The sequence below is a fragment of the Gottfriedia luciferensis genome (assembly GCF_002156865.1).
GTDB classification, from domain to species: domain Bacteria; phylum Bacillota; class Bacilli; order Bacillales; family Bacillaceae_G; genus Gottfriedia; species Gottfriedia luciferensis.
Genome location: NZ_NCTA01000006.1, coordinates 55,246 through 67,298, shown reverse-complemented (window position 1 = coordinate 67,298; position 12,053 = coordinate 55,246). Strand labels below are relative to the sequence as shown.

At 30.6% G+C, this 12,053-nt stretch carries 10 protein-coding genes; all 10 read right to left on the bottom strand.

The window, feature by feature from the left end; all coding sequences use genetic code 11:
- Positions 1 to 3: 3 nt before the first annotated feature.
- The 10 genes from B7R67_RS07005 to B7R67_RS06965 all read right to left on the bottom strand — a co-directional run bounded on the left by B7R67_RS07005 (position 4) and on the right by B7R67_RS06965 (position 11,813).
- Entirely contained in the window at positions 4 to 738 is a 735-nt protein-coding gene (locus B7R67_RS07005; protein WP_088068893.1) for a hypothetical protein, read from the bottom strand.
- A 203-nt stretch (positions 739 to 941) separates the two neighbouring features.
- Positions 942 to 3,401 carry a transglycosylase domain-containing protein gene (locus B7R67_RS07000; protein WP_088068891.1) on the bottom strand — a complete coding sequence of 820 codons (2,460 nt, stop codon included), beginning with the start codon at positions 3,399 to 3,401 and terminating at the stop codon, positions 942 to 944.
- Positions 3,402 to 3,735: 334 nt separating this feature from the next.
- Positions 3,736 to 4,656, bottom strand: a complete 921-nt coding sequence (locus tag B7R67_RS06995; RefSeq protein ID WP_088068889.1) for an alpha/beta hydrolase — start codon at positions 4,654 to 4,656, stop codon at positions 3,736 to 3,738.
- 219 nt (positions 4,657 to 4,875) lie between these two features.
- Entirely contained in the window at positions 4,876 to 5,004 is a 129-nt protein-coding gene (locus B7R67_RS22660) for a hypothetical protein (RefSeq protein WP_268876006.1), read from the bottom strand.
- A gap of 221 nt (positions 5,005 to 5,225) precedes the next feature.
- Positions 5,226 to 5,648: a hypothetical protein gene (locus tag B7R67_RS06990; protein ID WP_088068887.1), complete on the bottom strand. Its 423-nt coding sequence runs from the start codon at positions 5,646 to 5,648 to the stop codon at positions 5,226 to 5,228.
- 576 nt (positions 5,649 to 6,224) lie between these two features.
- Entirely contained in the window at positions 6,225 to 7,202 is a 978-nt protein-coding gene (locus B7R67_RS06985) for a two-component system sensor histidine kinase NtrB (protein WP_088068885.1), read from the bottom strand.
- A gap of 290 nt (positions 7,203 to 7,492) precedes the next feature.
- Positions 7,493 to 8,152, bottom strand: a complete 660-nt coding sequence (locus B7R67_RS06980) for an NTP transferase domain-containing protein (protein WP_088068883.1) — start codon at positions 8,150 to 8,152, stop codon at positions 7,493 to 7,495.
- Between the two features lie 4 nt (positions 8,153 to 8,156).
- A complete protein-coding gene (locus B7R67_RS06975; RefSeq protein ID WP_088068881.1) occupies positions 8,157 to 9,185 on the bottom strand; it encodes an XdhC family protein in 1,029 nt (342 codons plus the stop codon).
- A gap of 443 nt (positions 9,186 to 9,628) precedes the next feature.
- Positions 9,629 to 10,366: a GDSL-type esterase/lipase family protein gene (locus B7R67_RS06970; protein ID WP_088068879.1), complete on the bottom strand. Its 738-nt coding sequence runs from the start codon at positions 10,364 to 10,366 to the stop codon at positions 9,629 to 9,631.
- Positions 10,367 to 11,081: 715 nt separating this feature from the next.
- Positions 11,082 to 11,813 (bottom strand): hypothetical protein, encoded by a 732-nt coding sequence (locus tag B7R67_RS06965; RefSeq protein WP_088068877.1) that lies wholly within the window; start codon positions 11,811 to 11,813, stop codon positions 11,082 to 11,084.
- Between the last annotated feature and the right edge of the window lie 240 nt (positions 11,814 to 12,053).

Below are 12,053 nucleotides of genomic sequence, written 5' to 3'. Positions count from 1 at the left end.
CATTCATTGCTTATAATATTTTGTTTGTTGAATTAAGGCATCGATTTCTTTCATGCAATCCATTTCCTCAATCTCATCTATTCCAACAACATCTAATCTTGAAATTTCGAGAATTAATTTATCAATATTAACAAGTATCTCTTCATTCATTTCAATCGATTTTCTTACGAAGTCAAAATATTCATTATATAAATCTGTTTTTTCTTTTAATAATGTCTTAGAATAACGAGAAGCATCTTTCCCTTTCATATTTTTATACTCTGATTCATCAAATGTACTGATTTTATTTAAAATGTTTTTAATTGTTAAATAAAATAATGTTTCAACCTCGTCCACAACAGAAGCAAATTTGTTGAACGTAATCTCAGTTGGCGAAAATTTATCTGTTAATAACTGATGAAAAACTACTTTTTTCTTTTTCATTCGTTCAATCTGTTCAATCGTCGTGTTTATATCTTCCTTTAATACACTACTGCCTTTAAACCGACTTAAAGCGAGAACAAAATCTTCTTTTGTTTTTAACTTCTTAATCGATTTCTCCTCTTTTGGTTTAAAAAATAATTGATACATTGTAAATAAAAGCATAATCAAACTCGCTATTATGAAGGCAACTCCAAAAGCAGTTTTCAGTGCATTCGTACGACTCAATTGGATTCCAATCAAACCAGGAGAAAAGACAATCACGTTCAAAACACTAATGAAAATGACCATCCCTACTAATTTCAACCCTTTTGACATCCACTACTCCTCCACTATATTCTTATTATCAATTACTTATTTATATTTACGTACGTGATATTTTAGTTTAATAAATTAACAGAAAATAAGACGAACTTATGAAAAAATACAATTTATTAGCTAAAAATATCAAAAGATGACTTTTTTTCAATACAAAAAAAACGCAATGGTATTTTTCCACTGCGTTTTTGAAATATTTGATATTATTGTGGTTTTTGGGGATTAGGCACAATTGGATTTGGAATACCTGATTCATTACCAGTGCCACCTTGGCCATTTCCTTGTCCATGATTACCCTGCCCTTGATTACCTTGTCCTTGACCATTATTTCCTTGACCCTGTCCATTTTCACCCGCTGGTGGTGTAGTAGGTTGTTCAATTGAAGATAAATCAACCGTAACCGTTACGGGAGCACTCTTTCCATCTACACTAGTAGCGATAATCGTAATTTTCACAAGGTTTCCAGGAACGATTCCATTAATGCTTGTTGCAGTACCTTGGATCTTTTGAGCTTGTCCCGGCGCACCGTTAACGGTATAACTTACTTCAAAAGTAGTTTTTTGAATTAAGCTTGCAGGATAATTCCAATTAATCGAAATATTACTCGTAACAGGATCATAATTTGCTTTTACGTTTCTAGCAGGTTCTATAATGATATCTTTCGGAAGATCATCAACTTTTTCTCCTCGAATGTATAATTCATTTCTTATTTTTTCAACTGAAGGTGGTTTAATAAATACGGCGCTCTGATCTCCACTAGATGCTAACATATCTCTTGCAATAACTTTTGCAATATTCGTTGATCCTTTACTTAAAAAGTTATTTTTTTTATTTTTTTCATAACCAGTCCAAACTGCCATTGTTACGTCTGAAGTATAGCCTATGAACCAGCTGTCGCGAGTTGCATCGGACGGAAACCCGTATTTTTGTTTTACTTCTTCAGAATAGTTTGTCGTACCAGTTTTCCCAGCCATATCGAGTCCAGGAACGTTTGCTCTTTTACCAGTACCAAGCGGAGATTTAACAACATCACGAAGCATATCAGTAACCATGTATGCAGTATAATCACTCATAGCTTGTTTAGGCTGTATCTTAAAAATTTGCTCTGTTTTATCTGGATAAACGATTTTTTTTACAGAATGAGGTTTATTATAAATACCTCCATTCCCAAACGCTGCATATGCACCAGCCATTTCCATAGCTGATACGCCAGTAAATCCACCTATTGCGTATGATTCATAAAAACTATTTTTAGAAAAATTAAATCCTAAACCATTCCCAAATTCCCTTGATCTTTCCATTCCTACAGCTTGGAATGTTTTTAATGCAGGAATATTTCTTGAATCTACTAATGCAAGTCGGATCGATATATCACCTTTATATTTTCGATCCCAGTTTCGAATAGGAGTACCATTAGAATATGAATAAGGTTCGTCTAAAATTTGGTGATAGGTCGACCATTTTAAATATTGGATTGCAGGACCATAATCTAATATTGCTTTAATGGATGAACCTGGCTGTCTTTTAATATCTGTTGCAAAATTTAATCCACCGGTTGATGTATTTCTGCCAGAGCCAACAGCTCGAATCTCTCCTGTTTTCGTATCAATTAATACAAAACCTGTTTGAAATTCATCACTAGGATAAAACCCTTTACCTCTATCTAGTATTTCATCAGCTTTATCTTGAGCTTTAGGATCTAATGTTGTTTCAATGGTTAACCCATCTGTAAAAACATTTGCATCACTATTTTTTTCGACCTCATTTACTACTACATCAATAAATGATTGATATTTCGTCCCACCTGTTTCATGTACTTTTACTAATGATTTCATTGGAATTGCTTTCGCATCGTTATATTGCTCACTTGTAATATATCCATATTTCTTCATTTGACTTAATACAGTATTTCTTCTATTTTGTGATTCAATTGGATGTCTCGCTGGATTATAATGGTTTGGACTTTTTACCATTCCAGCTAAGGTTGCGGCTTCCGGTAAAGTAATCTTGGATAAATCTTTACTAAAATACGTTTCACAAGCTTTTGCTACACCATACACGCCACGACCTTTTAAGCCATTAGAAAAGTAAACTTTATTCAAATACATTTCTAATATTTGGTGCTTTGAATATTTTTGTTCAAGCTTAAAAGCTAAGTACCATTCCTGTACTTTACGCTTAATTGTTTTTTGAGAAGATAAAAAAGAGTTTTTTACTACTTGCTGTGTAATTGTACTTCCACCTTGGGAACCGAATCCTCCGGTGATATTTGCTAAAATCGCCCCAAAAACACGACGAATATCTACACCCTTATGATGATAAAATCGTACATCTTCAGTCGCAATGAAAGCATCCTCTACTACTTTTGGAATCTCATTATATGATACCTTCGTCCTTTGTTCCCTTCCTAATTCCGCGACAACTTTTCCATCTTTATCTACAATAGTTGATGATATAGGAACTTTAAGTTTTGATTCGTCTAATGCTGGCGCACCACTAACTAAATAATAAAATATTCCTACTCCTACTAGTATTAAAACGACGACAATCGTTAATAATGATACGGTGATTTTTTTCCATAATCCTTCAGGTCTTTTTTCAGTATCCTTTGAAGGTTTTTCTAAACGTTTACGTTCTTCTCGAGAACGATATTCATTTGACATCTTAGTTCTCCTGCCTTTTCAATAAAATTGAGCTATTTGGAGCAACATTTTATTCTCTTTAATACTTAATTTATAATTAGTAGTATTTTCTACTGACTCTACTTTCATGTACTCTTTAACTCTTTATCATTTAAAAAAGTACTTAAAATAACGATGGTTGATTTTAAGTAAAAGGACCTGTTAAAAATGAATGTTGATTTCCGTTAAAATTCAACAATTATCCTTAACAGGCCATAGTAAAAATAATATATACTGTTCAAGTAAAATTTCACTTAAATTAAAGCAAAAAAAGCAGATAAAACTAAGATTTAGTTTATCTGCTTATTCATTAAAATTAATGATTTTCCTTTGACGTAAATGTTTGTTCAAGAAATTCTAAGACTTTTTTCGTGTAAGGTTCCGGTTCTTCAATGAACGAAGTAATATGTCCGTGTTCAGTTAACCACAATGTTTTCAAATTACTATTTGGTATTTGTTCGAAAATGATTTCACTACTACTGAAGGGTACTTTTTCATCATTCTTTCCATGAATCAATAAATAATCTGTGGAAGTACCATTTTGAACAGATTCTGCAGGTGAAACTTTTTTCGGATCAATTTTTAATAAATGTTTCATAGAACGGAGAATAATTGAAGTAAATGGTTTTTTAGGAAGTTTTGACCAAACACTTAAATTTTCCTCTAAATAAGTTTGTAAATCATGAAATGGACTATCTGCAATAACTCCTTTAATTTGAGGATGTATACTTCCTACTAATAAACATGTGGCCGCTCCCATGCTCCATCCAAGTAATACAATATCCGATTGCTTTCTTTCATTTGTTACATAATCAACTGCTGAGAATAAGTCATGCTGTTCATAAAATCCAATACCTGTTCGACGTCCACCCGATTTACCACTATTTCTAAAATCAAACATGAGCACATTGTATCCTTTTTCATGTAAAGAACGTACAATTCTGAGACCATTAATTGTTTTTTGACTGCGCTCATCTGTATAACCATGTGCAGTTATAATTGTTTTTGTGGTTGGTATGTCTGATGGTACCCACCAACCTCTTAAAGTGATATGATCAAGTCTACTTTGAAACTCGACATCTTCGTATTCTAGTTGATAGTCGGCAGGTGTTTCTTCCGTTTTTCTCCTAAATGGATGAGTTAAAATCAATCCAATGATTACAGGTAGTAAGATGAAAATAATCGGTGATAAAATGATTAACCAAATACTAATTTTTTTTATTTTATTCCGATCCATATTTCATATCCCCTTTATTAATGTTAATGTCAATTTATCAACTCTTCTAATTTAAATTATGTAAAGAAAAGAACTTTGTTAGTCAATTAAATGGGTTGAATATTAAAAGGAACAATAATTAAAAACCCATCTACATTATTGTAAATGGGTTATTAGTAAAACAAAATAAAAATCGTTAAAAATAAGAGCAAAATAATAAAATGATCATACTTTCTAAATTTAATTTTGTATTTTAGTTACTTCTAATTTACGATCTTGCATACCTTGATTTAAAGTTAAAATAAATAATGTAGTGATACCTACTAAGTAAAATAAAAGCATCGTGCAGAATCCGATTACTAAGAACATAATGATTACCACCTTTAACTTTTAATTGACTTTTTTAATTGATTTTACATCTTCAATTTAACATATAAAAATCTTAATATTTAACTACTTCGTGAATATTTTGTGACATCTTTCACAAACTATACTATTTTTACTCAATATGCTTTAAATGTTTTTCATTTTTTAATCAAAAATAAAAGACCCATCATTTTACTTTGAAGGATCTAATTTATGTAACCTATTTATTCACTATCAATTTGAATTGACAATTTTCCATCTTTTAAAGATGTAATTACTATTGTATCTCCTATTTTTAATTGTTGTTGATGTTCTTTTGGATTATTTTTATCAATATAACCTTCAATTTCATCTTCATTAAAATCAAATTTTTCTCCATCTTTGGAAACGGCTTGATAGCGCTTCTTATTTTTGTCATTCGAAACTTCCACAATTTCACATACATAAGTTTGTATACTTCTACTTGCTGTTAACAATTCTTTATTCTGATCTTTGCTTTTGTTTACGCTTGAATTTGTATTACTTAATGATTGTACTTTTGCAGCTACGGTATGTTTGTCGATATGATAGTAGTTGAAAGTAAGAATGGAGAAAATTACTCCTAGGGAAAATATATATGTAGCAAAAATTATTCCGGCCAATTTCATTTATTCAAAAATCTCCCTTCGTAAAGTGAATGGATTTTTTCATTATGTAGTGTATTCCCTATAAATGAATAATTTCCTTCTTTAGAGTAGGATCAAGGAAAAGCATGTTTAAGGTGCTAGGAAATCAATAAAAAACTTTAAAGCTATGAATTGGGAAATCATTCAAAATAGCAGAGCTAATTGATTCTGAAAATGGTATAATTAAAGTACTACATAACTTGGGAATGCGGCTGACCTACCCTTCATAGAAAGGGGGTGATGCCTATGACGGAGCATGATACGATTAGTTTAATGCTAGAAAGTGTAATGGCAACGATTGCGCTAATTAGCTTAATCGTTGCCATCATCAATATTACTTCAAATAAGAAGTAACCGTCCTTCCCCAAGGACATATTTTGTCAGCCGTATCACTACGGGTGTAGTACTGAGTATGGTGTTACCAGCACCATACTCTTTTTTATTATATCCATAGTATAGCATAGTTTATAATAAATTCTATCAACATATTATGCGAAAATTTAGCAAAATAGTATGATAAATAGACATGTAGTTTCATGAACTTATACGATTCGAAGATTAAATATGTAATGAATTACTAAATCTTATATTGAATATTGTTCCATTTACACTAGTTGAAAAATCAATTGTAGCATTATTTCGTTTAGCAATCGCAAAGCAAATAGCTAATCCTAATCCAGTCCCATTTTCTTTTGACGTAACAAATGGAGTTGAAATTCTTTCGATTATCTCTGAAGGAATTCCATTCCCTTCATCATTAATCGACATGACTATTTTATCATTTTCAATAAAAGTATTAATATGTACTGTTTTTCTAGGTTCCATTGCATCTAAAGAGTTATTTACCATATTTAATAGTAATTGTCTGATTTCGTCTTGATCTATCATTAAATTAGGGATATCACCTAAATTTCTTACAATTTGTTTATCTTCTTGTAATGCTTTCGTTTCGAGTAAAGGGTAAAGTGAATTAATGATATGATTTAAGTTATGTATTTCTAGTTTATTTGGTTTTTTCTTCCCTATATCTAAAAATTCCGTAATCATTGAATTAACGCGATTAATTTCATCAATCATTAATTCAAATATTTTTTTATGGTTCACGAAATCTTTATTATGTAATCCTAATTGTAAAAATCCTTTTACTGTTGTTAAAGGGTTTCTGATTTCATGAGCAACTCCTGCTGCCATTTCACCGATTAATTTTATTTTTTCATAATACCTTTGTTCTTCTTCATGTTTTTTTTGTTCAGTTATATCACTTAGAATAACTAGAATACCTTTTTGGTCAGGAACTACTTTAACTTCAAAGTATTTATTAGAGTAATTAGATAACACTTCAAATGATTGTATTTTTTGCTCATCAAAAGCTTGTAAGAATTTTGAATACGTTTCTGTATTTTTATAACTAGGTAAGGCATCCCACAAACAGACACCAATTAATTCGTCTTTCGATTTTACAATCATTGTTTCCGCTGCTTTATTAATAAATACAAATTCCATTTTCGGATTTAAATAATAGCAACCTTCCGCCATATTGTTTAATACTTCATACAGATCTACGTGTTTAATTAATTTACTATCATTTTTATTAGCAGATTTCTTTTTAAGTGCAATAACAGAACCCTCCTCCCATAGGCCATTAGCGGTAATAGAATAAGAAGAATAGTAAACTTAAGTCAAATTTCCTACAATCATTATAACATAATTCTGAATTTTCTAAAATAATAGCCGATAATTAACGATTAAAAAGTTAACATCGTACGCTAACTTTTTTAAGTACTTACTAGGGAACTTATAACAATAACTCTTTGAAATATATTTTTTTATAAGTCATCATTATCTTTACTTTGCGCAATTCGTTTTGCCATAACATACGCTTCTTTTGTATCAATATCAAAAAAATCGATTTTATCTTCAAAATCGATTAGAAAATCGTCTAGCGTTTTATGCATGCGAACGATTTTCCTTGCTCCTTCATCTCCTGTTAGTTTTAATAAACTTGGAATAGAAATAGGTGAAAAAATGATGGGAGGCCTAGGTATCCCTTGAAAACTTGCAGCCAAAAATGGAATAGTAGAATCCTTTTTTAGGAGCTCTAAGTAATTGAAATGTAATGTATTAATTGTTTCAATGGATAGAAACGGTTGATCTGCTAAGAGTATCATTATTCCTTTAGAATCAAATTTAAGAGCTTCATTTAATCCACAATTCAATGAATGCGATTGACCATGATTGGCATTTATACATGGTACATGAGTCCAATATTTTTTATATGGTAACTGAAAAAGATCTCGATCAATCCAATCTAGAGAATCATTTACTTTTGTTACAACAAAAATATGGTTTATATTTGATTGTATAAATCTTCTTAATCCAAAACTTCCAATTGTTGTTGATCCAAGTGGTAGAGAAATTTTATTTTCATCCATCCTTTTACTATTACCTGCAGCAAGAAATATGGCATTGATCTGACAATTTTTCATAGTGTTATTCTTTCCTACATCTCTGAATCTGAATCAATTCTGCAACTATACTGATCGCAATTTCTTCAGGTCCTTCAGCGCCAATTTTTAAACCCGCGGGACTATTAATTTCCTGTTGAAAATTTAATCCATTAAGGAGACGTTTCGTACGTAATTTACCACCTAATACACCTAAAAACGTAAGATTTTTATTTTCTAAAAAATTCAAAATTTCCCTATCCTTTTGAAATTGATGTGTAATAATCATGACCGAATCAGATTCCGTTAACTGTAACTTTGGTATTACTTCATTAGGAAAACCTACTATTAATTGATCAGCTTCTTGGAATAATTCTTCCGAGCATAATTCATCGCGCCAATCTGTAACTATTACGTGAAAGCCCGCAATAGAAGCAAACTTTACTAGGGAAATCGAATCCTTACCTGCTCCAAAAACAATTAAACGCGGTTTTGGTTTATACGTATGGAAATAGACAGTACCCCCAAGTTGTTCAATAAATGTAACGCCACTTTTCAAAAAATACCTCTCTTTTTGAATCATTATATTTTTTACCGGTTCCAATTTTTTCTCATCATAATTTCCAAAAATAGTTCTTCCATTTACTACAAAAATATTTTCAATAACAGCATTTTCGTCAGATATTATTTTCATCATTGACACATTATTTCCATTCAATAGATGTCTTTTTAGTTCATTAAGATATTCAAAAAGTGATAAATTAACTGGTTCTAAAATTACTGTGATGATACCGTTACAGCCTGCACCTTGTCCCCAAGAATAATCGTCTTCTGAACTCATATCGTATACTATTGTTTGTGGAGTTCCTTTTTCACTAATTTCTTTTATTCTATAAGACAGATCTATCTCAAGACAGCCAGCGCTTAGCATACCAATCTGTTCACCATTACTTTTAAATAACATTGAAGTACCTTCTTTTCGATAAGCTGATCCTTCTACATGAATAATTGTAGCTAGTACATTACCTTCAGAATACGATGTAATTGATTCCAAAATTTCATGGATACTTTCCATTAGGACCCTCCCGAAAGACTTTATCGATTAATATCCTTATATTTATATCAAGGTTATTATATAAATATTAATATAAAGTTGATCATCATTATTTGTAGAGGCATTCAAACAGTTGCATTTTTTATCCAAATGAGAATCTAATTTCAACAACAAAAAAAGATTAACCAATGAAAACGGTTAATCTTTCAGTGTGTAGACAAAGTCCTATTTATCTGATTTTCAGACTGATTGAAAACGCTTGTCTTTCGAGGCACGAAGCCAGGCGAGGAGCGGAGTTACCTTAGACGGTAATGAGCACCACAGGCAGGCGAAGTAACGAAGAAAGCTAGCGTTTGTCAACAGTCTGAAAGATTAACCAATGAATATCGGTTAATCTTTTTTTACATTCATACCATAAATTTTAATGAAATTGTTTTTAGGGACCAAAATACATTTTTCAATTTTTATTTTAAACCAAGCTCATTTTTACCAATCAACGCAAGTACTTCTTGTCCTTTAATTGTAGGATGTATATCACCTTTCCGAACATATACGGCCTGATTTTTATCAAATGCGTTAAATGCATCCGCTATTTTTATATTTTTATTTTTCCTTGCAACTTTTGCAATTACTGGGTTAATTGATTTTGTTAGTAATTCATTGGAAAGATAATGTAAAGGGTTATTGATCTGATATGGATTATAGAAATTGTAGATAACAATCGGTGCATCACTTAATGACCTTACTTCCTTAATAATTTCATTTAAATTTTGTGATAAAGCAGGTAACATCGAATCAATCACGCTAGGAATTTCAGTTAAATTATCCTTATTTTTCTTTAAGACATGTAAAAGGTCATTGTTTCCAATATCTAATGTAATATAGTCTGCTTGATTTATTGAGTTTCTAAAATTATTATCGTTCTTTAAGGCTTTTAATAGATTTTTTGTCGTCCACCCTGGCACTCCTAAATCACGAACTTCTAGGTTTGTATTTTCCGCAATCAGATACGGGAATGCATAACTAGATGGTTCTCCATTTTTAATGCCTAAATTGTAACCAAATGTTATCGAATCGCCTAAACTGACCAACTCAATATTCCCATTACTTTGACCATTGTTTTCCATTGCAAAAGCGGTGGTTGTAAATAACGATCCAGTTAATGCAATCGTTAGAAAAGTTGTACCGAATTTTCTTTTCACAAATCCGCCTCCTTTTAATTTAACGATTTGTCCATTGATAAAATACGCTAAGAACACTCTTTTTATATTATTTTTATTGATACTCAACTTTATACTTTAAACAATTAATAAAATTATTAACTTATGATGATCTATCTATACTTTTTTAAAATGATGGATTTGTAAAGTGAAATGACAAAAAAAGCTAACAAAATTGTTAGCTTCAAGCTGTAAAAAAATAATCTTGTCAAATAACTATCAAATTTTCGTAAAGGAAGTTTAGTGATGTTCATTTCCACTACAGTATGCTCGCTTTCCATGGGGCGAAACCTGAGCCTCCTCGGCAAGCCTGCGGGGTCTTTAGCCTTTCCGCATTTCCCATAGGAGTCGAGCATCCTTTCGTTCCAATAAACTTATTCTTCAAAAAAAGTATTCATTAAAAAACGAATTAAATATCCTTTACTTAGACCAAATTACTAATCAGTTTGAATTCATTTTTCTAATTATTAGTACTAAAGATTTTAATCTAATGAAAAAAACTAAGTAATGATTTGGGTTTGAGTGTATAAATATTGCTCAAAACAGATTAACATTTCTATTCATTAATCAATTATCAAATATACTAACTTTTTATTTCAATAGTGTTTACTTAATGACCATTTTTCATATTGACCGTTATATATTTCAACACTCTGAAGCTAACAAAAACGTTAGCTTTTTTCAGAAATATATTTTATTAAATTTCTACAACTTTCGAAGGATTATTTAATTTATATTTTACTTCCTTGTTCAATTTCTTATCAACAACTTTACCATCAAATTGATAAGCCTTACCTACTTCTAATTCAACAGCTTTTAAAGATTTACTTAATGAACACCAAGCGTTTCCAATTTCTAAATCTTGTTCAGCTTTTACAAAAACATTTTCCCAAATGACAATTTCTTCTTCACTGTCATTAAAATGATTATATTTCGTACTAAATTCTTTTACTGTTCCATTAAAATGTGATTTTTCTGTAGGTAACGTAATCGAAACAACTTCTTTCTTTTCTACTTTTTTCTTAGGAGTTGCCGTAGTTTTTGTTTCTTTCTTTTCTGATTCTTGTTTTTTCTCTTCTACAATTTTCGAATCATTATCTCCTACTAAATACACTTTCTTGAAGCTAGGAGACTGCATTTCCTTTAGATAGGCTGGATGAATACATGATTGGTTCCCATCTTCAAACTCAATAATAATCGTATGATATTCATCTGTTACCCCATATGTTTCATATCCTACTAATTTTACTTTCTTTTGGAAGTCTTGACCTTTAAACAGAAAGTCATATTTTGGATTTTTATTAAATAATCCCCAAAGTCTTCCCTTCTCTTGGTAATCTTCATCTGATAAAAATTTAGTAAAATCTCCTTTTGGAGGTATGTATTTAATAAAATCAGATTTATCTTTTTGAACTAGATTCTCTGTCATTTTTATTTGCTCCTTTTTTGAACTGTATTTCTTCTATTCATCTAAAAGAATAATTTTTGATTTCTATGAAATTATAGTGTAATTTGGAACATTTTGTCTATCTTATCACTGAATCTCTTTTTTTGTTTATTGAAATATTACGGTAAGTGAAATTTTAAGAGCAGGGATTAGGAAATGCAGGAAAAGAGTTTTATTGAATCCAATCATATTTCAATCGAATAAGACAGTCAAAAAGCCCCT